The following is a 20,726-nucleotide window of genomic DNA, read 5'->3' as shown; positions in this document are numbered from 1 at the left end:
GTCAACAGATGCTTGGGCAGGGCGAGTTGATGGCGGGCGGGCTCACGATCGGGCAGGCGGCGGCGTACGCCGGGGTCACGATCAAGACGGTGCGCCACTACCACCGGCTCGGCCTGGTCGACGAGCCGCGCCGGGACACCTCCGGCTATCGCCGGTACGCGTCGACCGACCTCCTCCGCCTCGTCCAGGTGCGCACCCTGGCCGCGGCGGGGGTGCCGCTCGCCGAGATCGGCGAGCTCCTGGACGCCGGCCCGGAGCGGTTCGCCGCCGCCCTCGACGACGTGGAACGGCGCCTGAACGAGCGCATCGACGAACTCGTCGCCCGCCGCGACACCCTGCACCGCCTCGCCGACGGCGACCGGGCCCTCCTGCCCGACCGCGCCTGCGCCCTCCTCGACCGCTTCGCCGCACTCGGCTTCCCCGCCGCCTACACCGCCTCGCAGCGGGAAGGCCTGGTCCTGGCGCGGGCGGTGGCCCCGGACTTCTTCGACGGCTTCGTGGCGCAACTGGAGCACCGGCTCGACGACCCCGAGTACGTCCGCCTCGCCCAGCGCAGCTGGGAGGCGCTGTCCTGGGAGCCGGACGACCCGCGCCTGGACGCGCTCGCCGCCGACTTCGTCGCGAACCTGCTGACCCGCCGCGACCTCATGGAGGAGCAGGCCGCCGACCTCTCCGCCACTCCCGACGCCACCACCCGCTACCGCCTCATCAACGACCACCGGGCCGACCAGCACCCGACCCTGACCCGCCTCACGACCCTCATGGAACAGAAACTGCGCGAGGCCGGGCTCCAAGTCCCGCGCAGTCGCGGCTAGTCGGGATCCCCGGCCCAGGGCTCGGTGGGCCGGTCGAGCCCCGAGATCCTGAACAGGGTGCGTACTGTCTCGCGGTCGACACGGCGGGACAACTGACGCAGGGCCGTGGCACCGCACGTCAGCAGGCGCCGTTCGGCCGAGGTGCGCGCGCCCGCCTCCAGGAGCGCCCAGAGCGCCGGGTTGCCCGTCAGGACCGTCGGGTCGACCTCGACGCGGGTGCCGTACAGGTCGCGCAGGACGAGGCGTTGGGCGACGCCGTCGTGCCAGCGCACCGACACCAGGCAGTCCGTACGCACGCACCGGCTCCGCAGCAGTCCCCGCGAGGCCAGCCATCCCGGCCCGGCGGTCACCCGGGGCGGGAGCAGCACGACGAACAGCCACACCGACAGCCCGGACCACAGGCCGACCCGCCACACCGTCAGGCCGCCCGCGCACCCGTCGACGAGGAGGGAGAGGCCCAGCAGGGCCACCGCACAGACCAGGGCGTCGCGCACGTCGGCGGGCCAGCGCCGGTCGGCGACGGCGAGACGGCCGGGAGGCCCGGCAGCCACTCCGGCGACCGCCTCGAAGGTCCTGCCCCTGCCGCCCCTGCCGCCACGGAGTCCCATACGGCCGAAGCTAGCCCCGACTCCCCGGCGAACCAGGCCTGTTGACGCCCCGCTGACGAAGCGCCGATCCAACCTTTACGGGCCGTGTCAGACGACCTCGAAGTTGGCCATCATCCCCATGTCCTCGTGCTCGGCGTTGTGGCAGTGGAAGAGGAAGCGGCCGCGGTAGCCGTCGAAGCGGGTGATGATCTCCGCCGACTCGCCGGGCCGCAGCGACACCGTGTCCTTCAGGCCCGCGTCGTGCGGCAACGGCTCCCGCCCGCCGCGCGACAGCACCCGGAACCCGACGAGGTGCAGATGCACGGGATGGTGCACGTCGGCGACGATCCGCCACACCTCGACGTCCCCCAGGCGCACGGTCACGTCGCTGCGCGCCGGGTCGTACGGCAGCCCGCCGATCAGCCAGCCGTGCCCGCCCCGCATCCGTCCGCCCCGGAAGGAGAACTCCCGCACCCGGACCGCGTCCGCGCGGCGCCAGTCGGGCAGGTCGTCCGACAGGACCCGCGGGACCCGGCTCGGGTCGGCGGCCTTGCGTACGACGTGGAAGGCGAGGACGTCGCGGGTACGGCCGGCGCCGAGGCGGTTGACGAGCCGGACGCGGCTGCCGACCGGGACGTCCGCGAAGTCGACGACCACGTCGTACCGTTCGGCCGGGGCCATCGGGAGGCGCCGGTGCGTGACCGGGGCGGCGAGCAGCCCCTGGTCGGCGCCGACCTGCACGAGGTCGAGCCGCCGCCCGTCGTCGCCGACCGCCTCGAACTCGTAGTGCCGGGCGTTCGAGGCGTTGAGGAGACGGAGCCGGTAGCGGGCCGCGTCGACCTCGTGCACGGGCCACGGGGCGCCGTTGACGAGGATCACGTCGCCGAGGACCCCGGCGAGGTAGGGCTCCTCGACTCCCGGTGTCCGCCGGAGCGTCGGGTCGAGCGCCGGGTAGGCGAGGCTCCCGTCGGCGGCGAAGGCCCGGTCCGCGATCATCAGCGGCAGCTCGCGCGGCCCGGCGGGCAGTCCGAGCGCGTCCTCGGCGTCGTCCCGCACGATGTGCAGCCCGGCGAGCCCCCGCCAGATCGCGGGCGCAGTGAAGTCCATGCGGTGGTCGTGGTACCAGAGCAGGGCGGGGCGCTGGTCCAGCGGGAAGGTGTAGGCGCGGGTGAGGTCGGTGACGACGGCCCGCGGATCCTGCATGGCGTGCCCACCGTTCCCGCTGCCGTGGCCGGAGTTCCCGCTTCCGTGTCCGGCGCCGTGTCCTGTGTGGCCGTCGGGGCCGTCGGGGCCGGACTCGGGCCAGCCCCTCGGCAGCACGAGGTCCGTCGGATACCCGTCCGAGTCGGCCGGGGTCCGCCCGCCGTGCAGATGGACGACGGTCGGCACGGGCAGTTCGTTGCGGTGCGTCACCCGCACGGCCCGTCCGCGCCGGGACTCGACGGTCGGCCCGGGGAAGGTGCCCTCGTACGTCCACAGCGGGGTGCGGACGCCGGGCAGGATCTGCGCGGTCGTCTCGCGCTGCGTCATCTCGTACCGGTCGACACCGCCCGAAGTGCCCGTCGGCGCAAGGACGTCGGGGATCGGCAACGGCACCCGGTACGGGGGCGGCAGCGGTACGGCGCTGCGCAGTTCGGCGCCGGTGACGGCCGGGCGGCGGGCGAGCGCGGCCGAGGCGGAGAGCCCGCCGGCCGCCATGAGCCCGAGGGCCCCGCCGATGCCGAGGACCCGGCGCCGGTTCAGGCCGGGGGCCCGGCCGGGCAGGTCGGCGTGCTGCTCAGGCATGGCCGGCCTCCATGGTCCGCACGCGCGCCTCGCCCGTCTGCGGGGCCCGGCGGTGCAGGGGCCGGGCCCACACGGCGACGAACAGCACGACGATCCCGGCGACGGTCAGCACGCCCAGCGGGAAGTGCAGCCACAGCGCGCCCTCCATCCCCGCCACGTACTGCACCGTCTCGGCCGCGACCACCGCCAGCGTGGCGAGGAACGGCCAGGCCCGGCGCAGCCGCACCCACGCCACGATCGCCACGACGAACTGCAGATAGCCGATGTAACTGGTGACGTCGGCGCCGACCGTGTGCCAGCGCAGGCCGTCGTAGTCGCCGCTCATGTACACGCCGGCGAAGACCGGTTGTCCGAAGACCGTGATCACATGCGCGCTGACGACGGCCCGTAGAACCCACCCGCTTGCCGCGGTGGCCATGGGCGTCCTCCCCGTTGGTTTCCGTCCGGATCCGTTCCGATCCGTGCTGGTTCCGTTCCTTGGCGAACCGGAACTCCTTGGCGAACCGGAACGCCCTTCACGCTATGACCGTCGAGTTATCTTGACCAAGACCAATATTGCTATGCCGCTATACCTGTGCAGGCATGGAGGGAACGGTATGGATCTGAACGCGCTCAAGCAGTTCGTCGTCGTGGCACGCCTGGAGCACCTCAGTCGCGCGGCGGACGAACTCCGGGTCGCCCAGCCGTCGTTGAGCCGCACCGTCGCCCGCCTGGAGAGCGAACTCGGCACGCCGCTGTTCGACCGCGCGGGCCGCCTCCGCCTCAACGACGCGGGGAAGCTCTTCCTCGGGTACGTGGAACGCGCACTCGGCGAACTCGACGCGGGCCGGCGCGCGGTCGCCGACGCGACGAGCGAGGGCTTCGGGACCGTACGCCTGGCGTCGGAGACGTTCCTGACGCTCACCGGTCCGCTCACGGCGTTCAAGCGGGCGCATCCGGCGATCGAGGTCCAGTTGCATCAGTTGCCGGCCGACGACATGGCCCGGCACCTGCGCGCCCAGGACGTCGACCTGTGCGTGTCCTCGCAGGCCATCCCGGTCGAGGGCCTGGAGGCGGTCCAACTCCTCGACGAGGCGGTGTGGGTGGCCGCGCCGCTCGGCCACCCGCTGGCGGGCCGTACGTCGGTGACCGTCGAGGAACTCGCCGACGAGCCCTTCGTCACGGCCACCCGACGCCACTGGCTGCGCCGCCTCCTCGACCGCCTCTTCGCCGGGCAGGGCCTCACCCCGAAGATCGTCTGCGAGGGCGACGAGTCCAGCGCCATCGCCGACCTGATCAGCGCGGGCCTCGGCATCGGCCTGGTCCCCGCGATGGCCCGCCGCTCCACGACCTGCGCGCCGGTCGTGTGGATCGCGGTGGACCACCCCGACTGCCGCCGCACGGTCCACCTCTACCGCGCCACGAACAACCGGCTCTCCACCGCCGCCGAACTGATGCGCACGACGATCACGCAGTGGGACTGGGAACCCGGCGAACAGGCCGTGCCGGGCGCGGTGCACTGCCCACACCCGTGCCGGGAGGCTGCCGGGTAGGGCGGCGGCGGAGGCGGAGGCCCGACAGTGCCCAGTGCCCGGTCGGACGTCGGCCGCTCCACGTCCACGGCGCCACGAACAACCAACCCTCCACAGCCGTCCGTACGTTCACCCCCGCCGACCCCCCAACCGATAGCGCAACAACCGGGCACGGACGTCGTCCGCCGTCAGCCCGAGGCCTGCCGTCAGGGTTTCGTCGGGGATCTCGTCCGCGTCGACGTACGCCGCCGCTCGGCCGCCGAAGCGCTGCGTCGTGCGTTCCAACGCGGCCACGGCCTTGAGCGCGGCCAGCGGCGCGTCGTGGGTGAGGCGGTCCAGCTGTTCGTCGATCCGGGCGAGGAGGGCCGTCAGGTCGTCCGGCAGCGGCACGGTGCGTGCCTCCACGTCGGCCATGTGCCGCTCCCAGTCCGCGGCGGGCCCGGGGGAGGGGAAGTCCCGCACGGCGTCGGCCTCGCCCCGGTCGATCGGGTTACTCCGCCGTGCCGCGCCATCCGCACGAGCACGCGGCCCGCGCCCGCGCCGCCGACGGCCGGCTCCCGGCGCCGTGGTACGCCCACCACTCCCGCGTCTCACGGAACTCGGACCCGCTGCCGGGGTCCAGGTACACCACCTCCGGCTCGGTGCCGTCCGCGAGCACGGCGCCCACCCAGCCCTCGTGGGACGTCCCGAACTCCTCCGTCGTCCACGCCATGTCCCCTCCGATCCCCGCAAGACGGCGGTACGCGGCCCACGATGCCGCACCGCCCGGCGCACGCACAGCCGTGCTGCCGCCCCCGGCCGCTACAAAACGCTTGCTGCGGCGGCGGGTTGGGCCCGGCGGGCCCGCCGCAGAGGCGGTCGTACGGCCGTTCGGCGGCATGCAGGTTCGTTTCGTCGCCATCCGTCCGTGTGAGCGGCCCGGAGACCGCCCGCCGGGCGGGCAGACATGGCGGCGCCGATATTCCCACCAGCAGAAAGACCGGTCGATGCGACTTCGCTCCGCCTTCACCGCCGTTCTCGGCGCCGCCCTGCTCCTCGTCGCCGTCCCCGGCTCGGCCTCGGCCGCCTCGGGGCAGTTCCGCTACGACTACGTGACACTCGAGGGGCACGCCGTGACGGGCTTCCTCAACGACCCGCCCAGCGGCGAGTGCGTGAACCTGCCCGGCGTCGGCTGGGAGAACCCGCTGCCCGGCCACTCGCCGAAGAACCGCACGGACGCCTGGGCGCTGGTCTTCACCGACACCGACTGCGAGGGCGACTCCTTCCGCCTGCGCCCGCACACCGGCGGGGCGTCGGAGCGGCTGAAGGTCCGCTCGGTCGTCTTCGGCTGACGGACACGCTCAGCCGGCACGGACGGAGGGGGTGCGCATCGTCGGGGACGCGCACCCCCTCCCCTTTCTGTACGCCGACGGCCCCCGGCTCATGTCCGGGGGCCGTCCGGGCCCGGCTCACCTCCCGGGCGCCGAGGTCTCCTCCGCGACGGTGAAGTGCCGTACGCCGCCCGGCCGTTCGAGCTCGTCGAGCACGGCCACGGCCAGGTCCTCCGCGCTGATGCGGGAGCTGCCGTCGGGGCCGGTCAGCAGCGTCGTCGTACCGCGCCGGTAGCGTCCGGTGCGGGCCCCGGGTTCGAGCAGGGCCGGCGGACTGACGTACGTCCACGCGTCGTACGGGTGCTCCGCACAGGCCTGGAGCTGACGCGTACTGGCCTCCGCGATCGCCCGCCACTGCGCCGCGACGTACCGCGGATCGTCGAGCACCGACAGGCCAGGTTCGGCAGGGGAGTCGAGCGGCGCCGCCCCGCCGACGACCAGGACCGGGACGCCCGTCCGCGCCGCCGCGTCGAGCACGGCCACCGTCATCGGGGCGAGCGTGTCCTCCTGGCCGGGGGCCGGGCGGACGGCGAGTACGGCGACGTCGGCCTTGTCGAGCGCCCGGTCCAGGGACGCCGGGTCGCCGCCGCCCGCGTCCACGGCCACGGAGGTGACGCCGGGCGCGGCGGCCGTACCGGGGCGTCGGGAGGCGGCGATCACCTGGTGGCCGCGCGAGACGGCTTCGGCGACGACGCGCGAGCCGACCATTCCGGTGGCGCCGAGGACTGCGATGTTCACGAGTCGGACCCTTTCGGAGTCGAAGAGAGGCGAAGAGAGGCGAAGAGAGGTGAAGCGAGAGAACTGCGGGAGGAGCGCTAGGAACTTGAGGAACGTGACGAACGCGAGGCGGGCGTGATCTGTCCCGCCGCCAGCGCCGCGAGCGCCAGCGCGAAGCCGAGGAGCTGAAGGGGTGCGAGGGTCTCGCCGGAGAGCAGCACCCCGAGGACGGTGGCGACGAGCGGTGAGAGCAGTCCGAGGAGCGCGGTCGCCGTCACCGGCAGCGAGCGCAGCCCCCGGAACCACAGGGTGTACGCGACGAGCCCGCCCGCGGTGCCCAGCCACACGTACCCGGCGACGGCCTGCCCGTCGATCCCGCCCGGCACGCCCTCCACGAGCAGCGTCGGCACGACCAACACCAGCCCGCCCGCGGTGAGTTGCCACCCCGCGAACCCGACCGCGCTGACCCCCTCGGGGCGGCCCCAGCGTTTCGTGAGGACGACGCCGGTGCCCATGGCCGCGGCCCCGCCGAGCCCGGCGGCGATCCCGAGCGGGTCGAAGGCCGCGCCCGGCCCCAGCACCACGAGCCCGACCCCCACGACCCCCACCACACCCCACCCGAGCCGCCACGGCGACAGCCGCTCGGAGAGGATCAGCACGGCGAGGAACGCCACCAGGATCGGCTGACTCGCGCCCAGCGTCGCCGCCACACCGCCGGGAAGACGCTCCGCGGCGAGGAAAAGCAGCGGGAAGAACACCCCGACGTTCAGCGCGCCGAGCACCCCCGCCTTCCACCACCACGCCCCGCGCGGCAGCGTCCGCGCGACGAGCAGGCCGAGCAGCCCGGCCGGGAGCGCCCGCATCAGCCCGGCGAACAACGGGGCGTCGGGCGGCAGGAGTTCGGTGGTGACGACGTACGTCGTGCCCCACACCGCGGGCGCGAACGCCGTGGCGAGCGTGAGCCCGGCACGGCCCGCCGCGGTGGCGGGCGCCGACGGGGAGGGGGCGGAAGGGGCCGGGGGAGCTGTCGTTGTGGTCACGACCTCACTGTCGCGCCCGCCCCAACCATGAGTCCAACACATCGTTTTCATGCAATCGATCGCGAGACGCGATGAATCGCTCGCGGTGAGGCACGATGGCGGCATGGAGCTGAGGCAACTTCGATACGTCCTGGCCGTGGCCGAGACCCGCAACTTCACGCGCGCCGCCGAGCAGTGCTACGTCGTGCAGTCCGCGCTCAGCCACCAGATCAAGACGCTGGAGGACGAACTCGGGGTGCGGCTCTTCGCGCGTACGAGCCGACGGGTCGAACTCACCGCCGCGGGCGAGGCGTTCCTGCCCTCCGCCCGCGCCTGCCTGGAGGCCGCCGAGCGTGCCGCCGCCGACGCGACGGCGACGGTCGGGGAGCTGCGCGGGCCCGTCACCCTCGGCACGATCCCCACGGTCACGGCCCTCGACATCCCCCGGGCGCTGCGGGCCTTCCACCAGGCGCACCCGGCGGTGCGCGTCACGCTGCGCACCGCGCCCAGCGACGCGCTGATCGCCGACGTCGCGGCGGGCGCGGTGGACATCGCGGTCCTCGGCCTGCCGGAGAACGTCACGCCGACCGGCGTCCAGTCGGCCGAGCTGGCCAGGGAACGGCACGTCGCCGTCGTGTCGACCGAGCACCGGCTTGCGGGGCGGCGCCGGCTGCGGCTCGCCGATCTGGCGGACGAGACGTTCGTCGACTTCACGGCGGGCACACCCGGGCGCGCACAGAGCGACCTCGCCTTCGAGGCGGCGGGCCTCCAGCGCGACGTCACGTTCGAGTCGATGTCGATCAACCTGATCCTCGACCTGGTCGAGCAGAACCTCGCCGTCGCGCTCCTGCCGCCCGCGATCATCCGGCCGGGCACCGACCTCGTCGCGATCGCGGTCACGGGCGGCCCGACCCGCAGCGAGCACCTGGCCTGGAGCGAGTTCAACCCCACCCCGGCGGCCACAGCCCTCCTGACGGTCCTGCGCGCCAACGCACGCCCGGAACGGTGAGCCCCGCAGTGCCTTGACCGCCGCCCCTGTCCGTGCGTACGTAAGCACGCTCACATACGCGCGCGGGCCCGCTCCGCCCGACCGCCCGGCGCCCGCAGATCGCCCTCATCCACGAACAGCTCGCCGCCCTCGCCGGTGCGTCTCGTGAGACCTGCACCAAGGCCCTGCACGAGTTCGCCGACCGCGGCGTCCTCCGCCTGGACCGCGGCCGCATCACGATCCTCGACGCGGCCCGCCTCCGGGACGAGACGGGCTGAACGAGCGTTCTGCCCCCTGTCACAACCTCCGCCGTGCCGGTGTCTGAAGGCCGTACCCCCTGGATACGGAGCCGTGTCCCTGGATACGGAGGAGGCAGGAACCATGAGCGAGCACACCGACGTGGTCGTGATCGGCGGCGGATACGCGGGCGTGATGGCCGCGAACCGGCTGACACAGCGCGCCGACGTGAACGTCACCCTGATCAACCCGCGCCCCACCCTCGTCCACCGCGTCCGCCTGCACCAGCTGGTCGGCGGCACCGACGAGGCGGTCGTCCCGTACGAGGACGTCCTCGCCGACGGCGTGCGGCTGGTCGTCGACGAGGTGACCCGGATCGACGCGGCCGGGCGCACCGTGGCCCTCGCGGGCGACGGCCCGGACGGCACGGCGGGCGCCCTCGCCTACGACTACCTGGTCTACGCAGTCGGCAGCGGAAGCGCCGCCCCCGACGTGCCGGGCGCCGCCGAACTCGCCCACCCCATCGCGACGTTGGAGGAGGCGCAGCGGCTGCGTGCCGTTCTCGACCGGGCGCCGTCGACCGCCCCGGTGACCGTCGTCGGCGCCGGGCCCAGCGGCATCGAGACGGCCGCGGAACTGGCCGAGCAGGGGCGGCGGGTGACGCTGGTGTGCGGGGGAGTGCTCGGCCCCTACCTGCACACCCGCGGCCGGCGCTCGGTCGCGGGGCGCCTCGCCCAGCTCGGCGTGACCGTCGTGGACGGGCCGGGCTCGAAGGTGACCGAGGTGACCGGTGACGCGGTACGGCTCGCCGACGGGCGGGAACTGCCGAGCGAGGTCACCGTCTGGACGGTCGGCTTCGGCGTGCCCGACCTGGCCGCGCGCAGCGGACTCGCCGTCGACGCGGTCGGCCGGCTGCTCACCGACGAGTCGCTGACCAGCGTGGACGACCCGCGGATCGTCGCGGCCGGCGACTCGGCGGCGCCGTCGGGGCTGCCGCTGCGGATGAGCTGCCTCAACGCGACGCCGCTGGGCGCGCGGGCCGCCGACACCGTCCTCAGCCGCCTCGCGGGCGAGGAGCCGGGGCATGTGCACCAGTCGTTCTCGGCGCAGTGCGTCAGCCTCGGCCGCAACGCGGGCCTGTACCAGTTCGCCAACCGCTCCGACATCGCGGTCTGGCTGCACATCGACGACGGCCTCGGCGCGAAGATCAAGGAGAAGGTCTGCCAGGGCATCCCGGGCCACCTCTCGGGCGAGGCCCGCAAGCCCGGCTCGTACAAGCTCCACCGCATCCCCGGCGGCGTCACCCAACGCCGCAAGCTCCTCCGAGCAGCTGAGGCGGACCGAGCGGCGGCCCGGACGGAGGCGACGTCGACGGTGGCGGGCGGGTCGGCCTGAGACGGTGCGGGGGTACAGGGCGCAGGTGTCCAGCCGGCTCGGAACGTGCTGCGCCGCCCTACCGGCTCACTCGCCCGCAGCCGAGCTGCCACCTCGCCCCGGAATCCGTGGCGACTGCACGGCCTGGGCCTCGGCCTTCGCGTCGTCGACCGCGGCGGCGGCCTGTTTCACGGCCTCGTCCGCCGCGGTGGCCGCGTCGAGGGGCGGGGGCGGGGCCGGGGTGCCCTTCTCCAGCTCGGGCACGCGGCCGTCGTCCTCCTCCGGGCCGGTGGCGGCCCCCGACGGCGCGCCCTCGGCCGAACGGTCGCCGAACGCGCTGGTCACGGTCCGTACCGCCTCCGTCAGCTCGCCCGGGATCACCCAGAACGTGTTGTTGTCGCTCTGCGCGAGGTGCGGCAGCGTCTCCAGGTACTTGTACGCGAGGACCTTCGGGTCGGCGTTGTTGCGGTGGACGGCCTGGAAGACCCGCTCGACGGCCTTCGCCTCGCCGTCCGCCCGCAGGATCATCGCCTGCTGGGTGCCCTGCGCCTCCAGGATGTCCTTCTGCTTCGTGCCCTCCGCGGTGAGGATCTTGGCCTGCCGGTCGCCCTCGGCGTGCAGGATCGCGGCGCGCTTGTCCCGCTCGGCCCGCATCTGCTTCTCCATCGCTTCCTTGATGGTGTTGGGCGGGTCGATGGCCTTGATCTCGACCCGGTTGACGCGGATGCCCCACTTCCCGGTGGCGTCGTCCAGGACGGAACGCAGCCGGGCGTTGATCTCCTCGCGGGAGGTGAGCGTCTCCTCCAGGTCCATGCTGCCGATGACGTTGCGCAGAGTGGTCACAGTGAGCTGGTCGATCGCCTGGAGGTAGTCGGCGACCTCGTACGCGGCGGCCCGCGGGTCGGTGATCTGGTAGTAGAGCACCGTGTCGATGTTCACGACGAGGTTGTCCTCGGTGATCACCGGCTTGGGGTCGGAGGAATACACCTGCTCGCGCACGTCCAGCTTGGTGTTGACGCGGTCGGCGACCGGCAGGACCAGGTTGAGGCCGGGTTGCAGCGTGCGGCGGTAGCGGCCGAACCGCTCGATGTTGTACCGCCGGGCCTGCGGCACGATCCGTACGGAGGCGGCCACCACGAAGACGACCACGATGGCAGCGACAAGGGCGAAGATCAGAACTGCGTCCACAGCGCCTCCAGTGCTCTGCGTTCAGCGGTTCACGGCAGGAGTTCGCGCGGATACACGACGGCCGTCGCGCCCTCGATCTCCATGACGTCCACCAGCGCCCCCACCGGGATCACATGGGACTCGTCGAGGGCCCGCGCGGACCACTCCTCGCCGGACAGCTTGATCAGGCCGTGGGTGGCGGTCACCTCGCGTACGACCTCGGCCCGCCGCCCGATCAGCGCGTCACTGCCCTCGTGCGAGAGCGGCTCCTGCGCCATGTGCCGCAGCGCGACAGGACGTACGAGAACGAGGCCTGCCGCTGCCGCCGCCCCGAAGGCGACGAGCTGACCGGCGAGACCGATCCCCACACCCGCGACCACGGCGGCGACGAGCGCGGCGCCCGCCAGCAGCCCGAGGACCAGGGTGAGGGTGAAGAACTCCGCGGCACCCAGTGCCGCGGCGGCGAGGAGCCAGACGAACCACGGCATCGAATCCCCCTCCAGGAAAGGGCCTTCCCCTCCAAGCTACCTCTCCCGGCCCACCTTCCGGCGACGGCAAGTCGTCCACGGCCGTCGGAGGCGAGGGAACCCGAGTAGGGCGACTCAGGCGGCGGACGGTTCGATTTCCCCCGCGAAGACGATGACCTGGTCGATGAGGCTCCGTCGCAGATGGACGACGTCCGTTCCCGCCAGACGGGGGCCTCCGTCAGGCGTGGTGAACACCCACTGGTACCGGGCCCACTCCCCGGGCATGTCCACGGCTGAGCAGCGCACCATCGTGCCGGTCCCCGCCGGGTGGCGCCGGATGTCCAGCACGAACTGCTCGACCGCCGCGATCCCTTCGCTGCGACCCAACGGCCCCCAGAAGACCACGTCCGAGGTCAGGGCCTGGGAGAGCAGGGCAGTCACATAGCTGTCGTCCGAGGCGTTGAACGCGGAGATGAACGTGTCGATCGCGGAGCGTGCCGTCTCTTCCTGCATGCCCCAGTAATACCAGCCGTGGCAGGTGCGCCAGTCCGCGAGGCGCCTTCCGCTCACGGCGGACCGTCCCGCCCACAGCGGACCGTCCTGGTCACGGCACTAGTCCTCGTACGACCGCACCAGGCGGGCGAGCTGTCGGCCCGCCGCCTGCAGGGGTTCCTCGCTGCGGTTGACCTGGGCGGTGACTTCGGCGCCCTCCAGGGTGGAGATGACGGTGGTCGCCAGCTCCCCGGCGGTCTCGGCGGGGAAGCCGCTGCGCAGCAGCTTGTCGCGGACCAACTGCTCCCAGCCGCCCAGCGCGTCGGCGCACGCCTGCTGGATCTCGGAGTCGGTGCCGAGCGTCTCCAGGGCCGCCGCGGTGACGGGGCAGCCGTCGATCCAGCCCGACTCGCGCAGTTCGTCGGCGAGTCGGCGGGCGCAGGCCAGCACCGCCTCGGCCGGGTCGTCGTCGCTGTCCAGCGCCTCGCGCAGGAGCGTCGCGAACTCCGCGCTGCTGTGCCGGATCGCGGCGACGGCGACGGCCCCCTTGCCGCCGGGGAAGAAGTGGTAGACGGAGCCGAGGGTGGCCTGTGCCTCCTGGGCGATCTGCTTGATTCCGGTGCCGACGTACCCCTGCCGCTGCAGGAGGCGTGCTGCGGCGACGACGATCCGGTCCCGTGTGCTGGTGGTCTGCATCTGCATGCAGCAGCACGGCACGGAACAGCACCGCACCGAACAGCACCGCACCGAGCAGTCCGTCACCGTCATCGGCCTCGGCCCCATGGGGCAGGCCATGGCCGGCGCCTTTCTCGACCAGGGGTACGAGGTCACCGTCTGGAACCGCACCGCGTCCCGTGCGGACGACCTCGTCGCGCGCGGGGCACTCCTCGCCCCTGACGTGGAAAAGGCGCTCGCCGCCAACGAGTTGGTGGTCCTCAGCCTCACCGACTACGACGCCGTGTACGCCACGCTCGGCCCCGCCGATGCCGCGCTGGCCGGACGGGTCCTCGTCAACCTCAGCTCGGACACCCCCGAGAAGGCCCGGGCGGCGGCCCGTTGGGCGGAGGAGCGGGGCGCCGTCCAGCTCACCGGAGGCGTCACCGTGCCGCCCTCCGGGATCGGCGGGGCCGAGTCGTCGACGTTCTACAGCGGCCCGCGGGACGTGTACGACCGGCACAGGGCCGCGCTCGAAGTCATCACGGGGCGGACCGACCACCGGGGAGAGGACCCGGGGCTCGCCGCGCTCATGTACCAGATCGGCATGGTCATGTTCTGGACGTCGATGCTGAGTTATTGGCAGGCCGTCGCCCTCGCCGACGCCAACGGCCTGAGCGCGGCGGACATCCTGCCGCACGCCGTGGAGACCGCGAACTCACTGCCGGGGTTCTTCTCCTTCTACGCCGAGCGCATCGACGCGGGCCGGCACGTGGGTGACGTGGACCGCCTCGCGATGGGCACGGCCAGCGTCGAGCACGTCCTGCACACCAACGCCGACGCGGGGGTGGACACCACGCTCCCGGCGGCGGTCGTCGAGCTCTTCCGGCGCGGTATGGCCGCCGGGCACGCCGCGGACAGCTTCTCCTCGCTGGTGGAGCTGTTGAAGAAGGCGGAGGTGTAACGGCACTGCACGCAGCGCATCCGCGCGTCAAGATGGGCGGGGACGGAAGGTCCGTCGTGCGGGAGGGGGAGCCATGGCCGAGTGGAGTGAGGCCGACGGCACGGCACTGCTGCTTCCCCTGCTCGTCGTCGCGGCCCTGCTGATCCGCACGGCCGTCCTCGAACTGCGCCGCCCCGGCTCCGCCCGCCGCCAGTGGTCGTTCGTCGCCGACAGGCGGGCCCTGGCGGGCGGGGCGGCGGTGGCCGTGGCGGTCGCGGTGCTCGGCTGGACCGCGATGGGCTGGGCCGCCGCGGCCTGGGCGGCCCTCGTCGGAACCTTGACCGCGTACGTCCTGGGCCGGGGCGGTCGGCACGGCTGATGCTGACCTGGTCCGGCCTGGGAGACTGAGGTTGACCGGGGCGGTCGTCGCTGTAGCAGGTGTGTGGGAGGAGGCGGGCTCGCCCGATGGGGTCGATCTACCGCAGCGAGGCGGGCCGGTGTACCGTCCGGCGGTGGTGCCTGGAGCGGCTCGACGCGTGGGCGGTGCCCCACGAGCGGACCACGGTCACGGCCCACGGCGCGCCCACGCACACGGTGACGGCAGGCTCCGGACCGCGCACGGTCGTGTACGTCGCCGGGACCAACTTCAACGCCGCGACCTCCCTGCTGCCGGCGACCGCGCTGGTCGAGGCCGGACACCGGGTCGTGCTCCTCGATGTACCGGGTCAGCCCGGCCTCAGCGGCGAACAGCGGGAAGCAGTCCAACTCCCTTGGTACGGCACCTGGTTGAGGGACGCGCTGAAGCAGCTCGACACCGGTCCCGTCACCCTCCTCGGCCACTCCTTCGGCGCGGGCATCGCCCTCTCCGCCACAGCCCCTACGGCCGCCGCATCACCGACGCGGATCGAACGCCTCGTCCTCGTCTCACCAGGCGGCCTGACCGGATTGCGCGTCACCCCCAAAGTCCTTGCGTCCTCGGCGAGTTGGTATCTGCGACCCGACGAGCAGCGCAGCGCTCGGCTGCTGCGGGCCATGCACGCGCCCGGCCGCGCACCGGACGACGGCCTCGTGGAGTGGATGACCCTCATCGCCCGCCACGCCCGCTCCAGCGCGTCCCCCGGCAAACTTCCCGCACTGCCCGCAACTCTCCCTCCCTGTACGGCAGTTGTGGGGGAGCACGACACCTTCCTGCCGCCGCGCGTGCTCGCCCCCGCCGTCCGCCGTGCGCTCGGCGTCGACCTGCGGGTGGTGCCCGACGCCGGGCACCTCCTGGTCGAGGAACACCCCCGGTACGTGGCAGAGTTGGTGTCCTGACGGCGCAAGGCAGAGCCGTACGTCATGGGTGGCCGGAGCGAGGTGTGCGCGTGGAACGGCTGAGGCGCGGCTCGTGGCAGCGGCGTGCCCTGTTCGCGTTCCTGGCGCTGTGCGTGCTGTGGACCGTGGGCGTGGCCGTGTGGTTCGTGGGCGTGGCCGTGTGGTTCGTGGTCTCCCTCGTCACCCCGCCACCGCCCGAGCCCTGGGAGGACGAGGAGCGGGCAGCGGGGCTGCATCACGAGCAACTCCCGGACGACGTGGGGCGGTTCTACGTACCGGAGTCCGCCAGGACCGAGAAGGACGGCACGGTCGTACTCCGCTACAAGCTCGGCGGAGGCATCGACTCCAACGTCTCCGACTTCCGCCGTACGTACGGCATCACCGCCGAGCGGAAGCAGACCGGCCCGAACGAGGTGACGTTCACGGACCACGCCGGCGACAGGCGGCGTACGTTCACGGTCGTGTACGGCAGTGTGCTGACCTCGCCGAACCTCTCCGAGCAGGATGAGGAGGCGGCCCGGATCACGGTCCGGGCGGTCCAGGACCAGGGCAGGCCGGTCGAGGGCGTAGGCGGGTCAGTCGGCGAGCGCCTCCCGCGCCCGGGCCAGCATCCCCAGCGCGTCCACCGTCGGTGGTGACAGCAACGCCTCGTCCCGCAGTTCCGACCACGGCACCCAAGCCGCCGCCTCCGTCGAGCCGCCCGCCTCGCTCACCACCGGCTCCCGGCAACCTCGCAGCGTGACCGCGTAGAACAGCGCGGTAAGGCTCCAACTCACCTCGTTCCGGCGGGCGTTGTACGTACGCGCGTCCAGGAGGCGAGCCGTCGCCGGGGTGAGGCCGGTCTCCTCGTGGAGCTCGCGGGCGAGCGCGTCGACGGGCTGTTCGCCGGGGTCGATCCCGCCGCCGGGCAGATGCCACAGTCCGGGCGGGAACACCGGTGACGCGTCCGAGAGGCGGGCGAGCAGCAGCCGGTCGGCGTCGGCGGCGATCCCGTACACCGAAATCCGGGTCCGTACACGCGAGTTCACCGCTCACCCTCCACGAGCCGCCGTATGCCGGAGCGATCTTCTCACCCGAGGTCCGCGAACGCCTCCACCGCATGCGTCTTGCCCGTGACGACGAGGACGTCGCCCTGCTCGATGACGGTCTCGGCGGTGGCGTACGTGAAGGCCTGGCCGGGGCGTTTCACGCCGACGACCGTCACCCCGTACTTGCTGCGGACCTGGCTGCGGCCCAGCGGCATGCCGGTCGCGAGCTCGGGCGCGACGGTCTTGACCAGGGCGTAGTCGTCGTCGAACTCGATGAAGTCCAGCATCCGCCCGGTGACCAGGTGGGCGACGCGCTCGCCCATCTCGTACTCGGGCAGCACCACGTGATGGGCGCCGAGGCGTTCCAGGATCTGGCCGTGCTGGCGGCTGACGGCCTTGGCCCAGATGTTGGGCACCTCGGCCTCCAGGAGGTTGGAGGTGACCAGGATCGACGCCTCGATGTCGGAACCGATCGCGACGACCGTGCTGGTGAACTCGTGCACGCCGAGCTGGCGCAGCACCTCCGGGTCGGTGCAGTCGGCGACCGCGGCGTGGGCGAGGCCGTCGCCGTGCTTCTGCACGAGCCCGGCGTCGGTGTCGATGCCGAGCACGTCCCAGCCGCGCCGGGTGAGTTCGTCGGCGAGGGAACTGCCGAACCGTCCGAGGCCGATGACGGCGAGCCGCTGGTCGGCGGGGGCCTTGGCGGCGTACTGCTGGGCGAGCTGCTTGCGGCGGCGCCGGCGCAGGTTGTGGAGGTAGTTAACCAATGACGGGTCGCTCCTCGGGCAGTCGGTAGCGGCGCGTGCGCTCCCGCAGGGCGAGCGCCGAGACCAGGGTGATCGGGCCGAGCCGGCCCACGAACATCAGCAGGATCAGGATCAGTTGACCGACGGCCGGCAGGTCGGCCGTGATGCCGGTGGACAGCCCCACCGTGGCGAACGCGGAGACCACCTCGAAGAGGACCTGCTCGAACCGGTACCGGGTGATGCTGAGCAGCGCGAGCGTCGCCGCCATCACCAGGCCCACGCCGAGCAGCGCCACCGTGAGCGCCTGCCGCAGCACGTGCGGCGCGAGCCTGCGGCCCATCACCGACGCGTCCGGCTCGCCGCGCACCTCCGCGACGATCGCCGCGGCGAGCACGGTGAACGTCGTGACCTTGATGCCGCCCGCCGTGCCCGCGCTGCCGCCGCCGATGAACATCAGCACGCAGGTCACCAGGAGCGTCGACGCCTGCAGCGCCCCGATGTCCAGGCTGTTGAACCCGGCGGTACGCGACATCGCCGAGTGGAAGAAGCCGTTCAGGAGCTTCCCCGGCCAGTCGAGCGGCCCGAGCGTGCCCTTGCCGGTCCACTCCAGGAGGCAGGTGAGCAGCGTGCCGAGCGGCAGCAGCACGGCCGTGGCGAGCAGCGTGAGCTTGGTGTGCAGCGTCCAACTGCGGCGCCCCGTCGTCGTACGGCGATGCCGGTGCCGCAGGACTTCGAGCAGCACGGGGAAGCCGAGGCCGCCGAGGATCACGGCAGCCGAGACCGGCAGGGTCACCCAGGGGTCCCGCGCGTACCGGGTGAGGTTGTCCGCGTGCAGGCCGAACCCGGCGTTGTTGAACGCCGACACCGCATGGAAGAGCCCGAAGTACGCCGCTTCCCCGGCGGGCCGGCCGTACCCGAACCGGAAGCGCAGCGCGAGCGTCGCGCCGACCGCGAGCTCCACGGCCGCGCTGCACCCGGCGACCCCGAGCAGCACCCGGCGCACGTCCCCGATACCGAAGCTCTTGGTCTCCGCCTGCGCCGTCAACTGCATGCGCAGACGCAGCTTCCCGGACACGAGCAGGGCGAGCAGCGAGGCCGTGGTCATGATGCCGAAGCCGCCGACCTGGATGAGCGCGAGGATCACCCCCTCGCCGAAACCGCTCCAGTGCGTGCCGGTGTCCACCACGGCGAGACCCGTCACACACACGGCCGACGTGGCGGTGAACAGCGCCGTGACGAACCCGGTGGCGGCCCGGCCCTCCCCGGCGGCCGGCAGCGCGAGCAGCACCGTCCCGACGGCGATGACCAGCGCGAAGGCCATGACCACGGTCCGCGCCGGATGCGCCGCGAACAGGGTGTGCCAGAGCCGCGCCCGCGCCATGCCCGCCACCGGACCACCGCCCTTTCCCGGAATGCGCCGTACCGCCTCAATGCCTAGTTTTGGCCCTATGAATACTGAACGCGAATGGTCGCGTACTCCGAGTACGCGAAGGTCTCACCAACTGCGTGCCGCGGGCGTGCTCTGCGGGGTCGCCGTCCTCGGCGGCCTCGTGACCGGCTGCGGAAGTGGGAACGGCGGCGACGGGGGCGAGAAGCCGCCCAAGGCGGCCGCCGTGGCGGAGGCGCCGGTTCCGTCGCAGACGCCGAGCGGCGCGGGCACCGCCAAGCCGACCGGGAGCCCGAGCGCGAGCCCCAGCCCCGGCTCGACGCTCACCGACGACCAGGCCGAGCGCAAGGCCCTCGTACCCAAGGTGAAGGTGGCGTACGACAAGGCCCTCACGGCGGCCGTGGAGGCGGTGCCCGACTCGAAGCCGGTGGCGATCGAGCTGCAGTCCGATCAGAATGGCGCCCCCTGGTGGGACGCGGAGGTCGCCAAGACGGACGGCAGCGTCTCCAAGGTCCGCGTCGACGCCGTCACCGGGAAGGCCGACAAGCCGCAGGCAGACTCCGACCAGGACGCCGACGACAAGAAGCAGCTCGCCGACCTCCTCGGCAAGGCCAAGATCACCCCCGAGGACGCCGCCGCCGTCGCCCTGGAGAAGACCCCCAAGGGCACGGTCAGCTCCGTCGAACTCGACGACGACGACCAGGGCGCCACCATCTGGTCCGTGGACGTGGTCAACCCGCAGGACTGGTCGAAGACGTCGTACGACGTCGACGCGGTGAGCAAGAAGATCCTGAAGCAGGACGTCGACCGCGACTGAGGCGTCCGTACGGCAGCGGTGCAGGGTCCCGGAGCGCCGGGGTTCTGCACCGCTTTCGCGTCAGCTCAGGTTGCCGTCAGCTCAGGTCCGGCCGGCGGTAGGCGGCGACGACCACGACGTCGGCGAGATCACTCAGCTCGTCGTCCACCCACGCGAAGGGACGGCCGTCGGCGTAGTCCACGAGCGGACCGGTCTTCCAGTGGATCCCGTCGGGGCGTTCTTGGAATAGGGCGTCGCCGAAGTCGACGAAGGGGAGTTCGGGAAGGCCGAGCACGGGGGCGATCCATCGATCGGCGTCGTCCATCCACGTGGTGGCTCAGCACAGCTCGTAGTCGAGCCGCAGCAAGGCCTGCCCGTGCCCGGGGTTGAGCCAGACCCGCAGGGGCCGCCGCCGGACCGAGAGTCCTCTGTGCCCCGCTGGAGTTCCGTTGTCCCGGGGCACCCTGAGTGTGGTGTAGCCGCCGGGCGCTTCTCCGGCTCGGCTGCGTGGGGGTTGAGCGGTCCGTCCACATCGAGGAGGCTCGTGGTGTGCAGTGGCATGCGGTCGTCGGGTTTGTCGTCGCGGTGACGCCGTTGACGTTGTTGCCCGGTACGAGCTTCACGCTGGTCACGCAGAAGGTGCTCGCGGGCTCGCGGGTCGACGGGGTGCGGGTGGCCCTCGGGTCGGCGTGCGGGTTGCTGGTGCACGCGGGGTTCGCCGCGGTGGGGTTGTCCGCGTTAGTGATGACGTCGGCGCGGGCGCTGACCGTGGTGAAGGTGGTGGCCGCGCCTATCTGGTGTGGCTGGGTGTGACGACCTGGCGTTCGGCGCGGCACGGCGAGCGAGTCGCGTCGGAGCGGCCACGGCGGTGGTGCCTGGTGCCGGGTCGACTCGGGGGATTCGGCCAGGGGTTGTGGTCCAACGTCCTCAACCCGAAGGCGGCTTCCGTCTATCTCACGCTCGTACCCCAGTTCTTGACGCCCCGTCACGTCCTGGCGCCGCAGATCGGGACGCTCGTGGTCGCGCATGTGCTGGTGGTGTTGGCCTGGCTGCTGCTCTGGACCTCGGTGCTGGGCCGGGCCCGCGCGGCGGTCGACTCGCCCCGGTTCCGGCTGTGGACGGGCCGCGTCGCCGGGGGAGTGCTGGTGGGGTTCGGGGTGCGTACGGCAGTGAGTGGGTGAACCGTGCGCGCAGTGCTTGATTTGCGCCGCGGGGCGTAGAGATCGGGCCACTTTGGCCCCTGTGGTGGGGAACCTTGTCCCGTCGTACGCCTTCCTGGGCGGCGAGTTGGAGAATCCTGGCAGATCGGTTCGGGGGCGCTCGGCGGGG

Annotated in this window: 25 protein-coding genes and 2 pseudogenes; 12 read left to right on the top strand and 15 right to left on the bottom strand. The window is 72.7% G+C overall.

Annotation, left to right across the window (positions count from 1 at the left end):
- Positions 1-8 precede the first annotated feature (8 nt).
- Positions 9-815, top strand: coding sequence for a MerR family transcriptional regulator (locus ACIDOF_RS32130; protein ID WP_409009701.1), 807 nt, complete (start codon positions 9-11; stop codon positions 813-815).
- On the opposite strand, the gene ACIDOF_RS32125 is transcribed toward ACIDOF_RS32130, so the two are convergent.
- The 3 genes from ACIDOF_RS32125 to ACIDOF_RS32115 form a co-directional block, all read right to left on the bottom strand.
- Positions 812-1,423 (bottom strand): hypothetical protein, encoded by a 612-nt coding sequence (locus tag ACIDOF_RS32125; RefSeq protein ID WP_409009700.1) that lies wholly within the window; start codon positions 1,421-1,423, stop codon positions 812-814. The genes ACIDOF_RS32130 and ACIDOF_RS32125 overlap by 4 nt on opposite strands.
- A gap of 87 nt (positions 1,424-1,510) precedes the next feature.
- The gene (locus tag ACIDOF_RS32120) at positions 1,511-3,187 is read right to left on the bottom strand and encodes a multicopper oxidase family protein (RefSeq protein WP_409009699.1); all 1,677 of its coding nucleotides are present in this window, start codon (positions 3,185-3,187) and stop codon (positions 1,511-1,513) included.
- A complete protein-coding gene (locus ACIDOF_RS32115) occupies positions 3,180-3,605 on the bottom strand; it encodes a hypothetical protein (protein WP_409009698.1) in 426 nt (141 codons plus the stop codon). The genes ACIDOF_RS32120 and ACIDOF_RS32115 overlap by 8 nt, the downstream gene beginning before the upstream one ends.
- Positions 3,606-3,783: 178 nt before the next feature.
- Between ACIDOF_RS32115 and ACIDOF_RS32110 the strand changes: the two genes are divergently transcribed.
- Entirely contained in the window at positions 3,784-4,719 is a 936-nt protein-coding gene (locus ACIDOF_RS32110; protein ID WP_409009697.1) for a LysR family transcriptional regulator, read from the top strand.
- Between the two features lie 108 nt (positions 4,720-4,827).
- Here the strand turns inward: ACIDOF_RS32110 and ACIDOF_RS32105 are convergent, their stop codons facing one another.
- Together ACIDOF_RS32105 and ACIDOF_RS32100 are read right to left on the bottom strand one after the other, a co-directional pair.
- Positions 4,828-5,112, bottom strand: coding sequence for a hypothetical protein (locus tag ACIDOF_RS32105; protein ID WP_409009696.1), 285 nt, complete (start codon positions 5,110-5,112; stop codon positions 4,828-4,830).
- Between the two features lie 76 nt (positions 5,113-5,188).
- Positions 5,189-5,410: a hypothetical protein gene (locus ACIDOF_RS32100; protein WP_409009695.1), complete on the bottom strand. Its 222-nt coding sequence runs from the start codon at positions 5,408-5,410 to the stop codon at positions 5,189-5,191.
- A gap of 274 nt (positions 5,411-5,684) precedes the next feature.
- On the opposite strand from ACIDOF_RS32100, the gene ACIDOF_RS32095 reads away from it, so the two are divergent.
- Positions 5,685-6,029, top strand: coding sequence for a hypothetical protein (locus tag ACIDOF_RS32095; protein WP_409009694.1), 345 nt, complete (start codon positions 5,685-5,687; stop codon positions 6,027-6,029).
- 117 nt (positions 6,030-6,146) lie between these two features.
- Here the strand turns inward: ACIDOF_RS32095 and ACIDOF_RS32090 are convergent, their stop codons facing one another.
- Together ACIDOF_RS32090 and ACIDOF_RS32085 are read right to left on the bottom strand one after the other, a co-directional pair.
- Complete coding sequence (locus tag ACIDOF_RS32090; RefSeq protein ID WP_409009693.1) at positions 6,147-6,806, bottom strand: NAD(P)-dependent oxidoreductase; 660 nt, start codon at positions 6,804-6,806, stop codon at positions 6,147-6,149.
- A gap of 77 nt (positions 6,807-6,883) precedes the next feature.
- Entirely contained in the window at positions 6,884-7,825 is a 942-nt protein-coding gene (locus ACIDOF_RS32085) for an EamA family transporter (protein ID WP_409009692.1), read from the bottom strand.
- Between the two features lie 103 nt (positions 7,826-7,928).
- Here ACIDOF_RS32085 and ACIDOF_RS32080 point away from each other — a divergent pair, with 103 nt between their 5' ends.
- The 3 genes from ACIDOF_RS32080 to ACIDOF_RS32070 all read left to right on the top strand — a co-directional run bounded on the left by ACIDOF_RS32080 (position 7,929) and on the right by ACIDOF_RS32070 (position 10,424).
- A complete protein-coding gene (locus ACIDOF_RS32080; protein WP_409009691.1) occupies positions 7,929-8,813 on the top strand; it encodes a LysR family transcriptional regulator in 885 nt (294 codons plus the stop codon).
- Positions 8,814-8,911: 98 nt separating this feature from the next.
- Positions 8,912-9,070: a helix-turn-helix domain-containing protein gene (locus ACIDOF_RS32075; RefSeq protein WP_409009751.1), complete on the top strand. Its 159-nt coding sequence runs from the start codon at positions 8,912-8,914 to the stop codon at positions 9,068-9,070.
- Positions 9,071-9,173: 103 nt separating this feature from the next.
- A complete protein-coding gene (locus ACIDOF_RS32070; RefSeq protein ID WP_409009690.1) occupies positions 9,174-10,424 on the top strand; it encodes an NAD(P)/FAD-dependent oxidoreductase in 1,251 nt (416 codons plus the stop codon).
- A gap of 66 nt (positions 10,425-10,490) precedes the next feature.
- Here the strand turns inward: ACIDOF_RS32070 and ACIDOF_RS32065 are convergent, their stop codons facing one another.
- From ACIDOF_RS32065 to ACIDOF_RS32050, 4 genes are all read right to left on the bottom strand, one after another.
- Positions 10,491-11,591, bottom strand: coding sequence for an SPFH domain-containing protein (locus ACIDOF_RS32065; RefSeq protein ID WP_409009689.1), 1,101 nt, complete (start codon positions 11,589-11,591; stop codon positions 10,491-10,493).
- A 29-nt stretch (positions 11,592-11,620) separates the two neighbouring features.
- Positions 11,621-12,058 carry an NfeD family protein gene (locus ACIDOF_RS32060; protein WP_409009688.1) on the bottom strand — a complete coding sequence of 146 codons (438 nt, stop codon included), beginning with the start codon at positions 12,056-12,058 and terminating at the stop codon, positions 11,621-11,623.
- 114 nt (positions 12,059-12,172) lie between these two features.
- Positions 12,173-12,550, bottom strand: coding sequence for a nuclear transport factor 2 family protein (locus tag ACIDOF_RS32055; protein WP_409009750.1), 378 nt, complete (start codon positions 12,548-12,550; stop codon positions 12,173-12,175).
- Positions 12,551-12,649: 99 nt separating this feature from the next.
- The gene (locus ACIDOF_RS32050) at positions 12,650-13,225 is read right to left on the bottom strand and encodes a TetR/AcrR family transcriptional regulator (protein ID WP_409009749.1); all 576 of its coding nucleotides are present in this window, start codon (positions 13,223-13,225) and stop codon (positions 12,650-12,652) included.
- Between the two features lie 4 nt (positions 13,226-13,229).
- Between ACIDOF_RS32050 and ACIDOF_RS32045 the strand changes: the two genes are divergently transcribed.
- The 4 genes from ACIDOF_RS32045 to ACIDOF_RS32030 all read left to right on the top strand — a co-directional run bounded on the left by ACIDOF_RS32045 (position 13,230) and on the right by ACIDOF_RS32030 (position 16,078).
- Entirely contained in the window at positions 13,230-14,147 is a 918-nt protein-coding gene (locus tag ACIDOF_RS32045; protein WP_409009748.1) for an NAD(P)-dependent oxidoreductase, read from the top strand.
- A 73-nt stretch (positions 14,148-14,220) separates the two neighbouring features.
- A complete protein-coding gene (locus ACIDOF_RS32040) occupies positions 14,221-14,505 on the top strand; it encodes a hypothetical protein (protein ID WP_409009687.1) in 285 nt (94 codons plus the stop codon).
- A gap of 86 nt (positions 14,506-14,591) precedes the next feature.
- On the top strand, positions 14,592-15,440 hold the full coding sequence (locus ACIDOF_RS32035; RefSeq protein WP_409009686.1) for an alpha/beta fold hydrolase: 849 nt from the start codon (positions 14,592-14,594) through the stop codon (positions 15,438-15,440).
- 50 nt (positions 15,441-15,490) lie between these two features.
- The gene (locus tag ACIDOF_RS32030) at positions 15,491-16,078 is read left to right on the top strand and encodes a hypothetical protein (protein ID WP_409009685.1); all 588 of its coding nucleotides are present in this window, start codon (positions 15,491-15,493) and stop codon (positions 16,076-16,078) included.
- On the opposite strand, the gene ACIDOF_RS32025 is transcribed toward ACIDOF_RS32030, so the two are convergent.
- Genes ACIDOF_RS32025 through ACIDOF_RS32015 form a run of 3 tightly spaced genes read right to left on the bottom strand, consistent with a single transcriptional unit; the run spans position 16,016 to position 18,595 of the window.
- Complete coding sequence (locus ACIDOF_RS32025; RefSeq protein ID WP_409009684.1) at positions 16,016-16,468, bottom strand: NUDIX hydrolase; 453 nt, start codon at positions 16,466-16,468, stop codon at positions 16,016-16,018. The two genes, ACIDOF_RS32030 and ACIDOF_RS32025, sit on opposite strands and share 63 nt — an antisense overlap.
- Positions 16,469-16,509: 41 nt before the next feature.
- The gene (locus ACIDOF_RS32020) at positions 16,510-17,235 is read right to left on the bottom strand and encodes a potassium channel family protein (RefSeq protein WP_409009683.1); all 726 of its coding nucleotides are present in this window, start codon (positions 17,233-17,235) and stop codon (positions 16,510-16,512) included.
- Entirely contained in the window at positions 17,228-18,595 is a 1,368-nt protein-coding gene (locus tag ACIDOF_RS32015; protein ID WP_409009682.1) for a TrkH family potassium uptake protein, read from the bottom strand. Before ACIDOF_RS32015 ends, ACIDOF_RS32020 begins: the two co-directional genes overlap by 8 nt.
- Positions 18,596-18,662: 67 nt before the next feature.
- Between ACIDOF_RS32015 and ACIDOF_RS32010 the strand changes: the two genes are divergently transcribed.
- Positions 18,663-19,418 carry a PepSY domain-containing protein gene (locus ACIDOF_RS32010; RefSeq protein ID WP_409009681.1) on the top strand — a complete coding sequence of 252 codons (756 nt, stop codon included), beginning with the start codon at positions 18,663-18,665 and terminating at the stop codon, positions 19,416-19,418.
- An 82-nt stretch (positions 19,419-19,500) separates the two neighbouring features.
- Here ACIDOF_RS32010 and ACIDOF_RS32005 read toward each other — a convergent pair.
- Positions 19,501-19,958, bottom strand: a pseudogene (locus ACIDOF_RS32005) (hypothetical protein); the annotation flags it as partial.
- Between ACIDOF_RS32005 and ACIDOF_RS32000 the strand changes: the two are divergent.
- Positions 19,905-20,578, top strand: a pseudogene (locus ACIDOF_RS32000) (LysE family translocator). The pseudogenes ACIDOF_RS32005 and ACIDOF_RS32000 sit on opposite strands and share 54 nt — an antisense overlap.
- The last annotated feature ends 148 nt before the right edge of the window (positions 20,579-20,726 follow it).

Origin of the sequence: Streptomyces sp. Da 82-17 (genome assembly GCF_046098215.1) — a bacterium.
Lineage (GTDB): Bacteria > Actinomycetota > Actinomycetes > Streptomycetales > Streptomycetaceae > Streptomyces.
The sequence above is the reverse complement of the archived record's forward strand: the minus strand, read 5'-3'. Positions and strand labels throughout refer to the sequence as shown.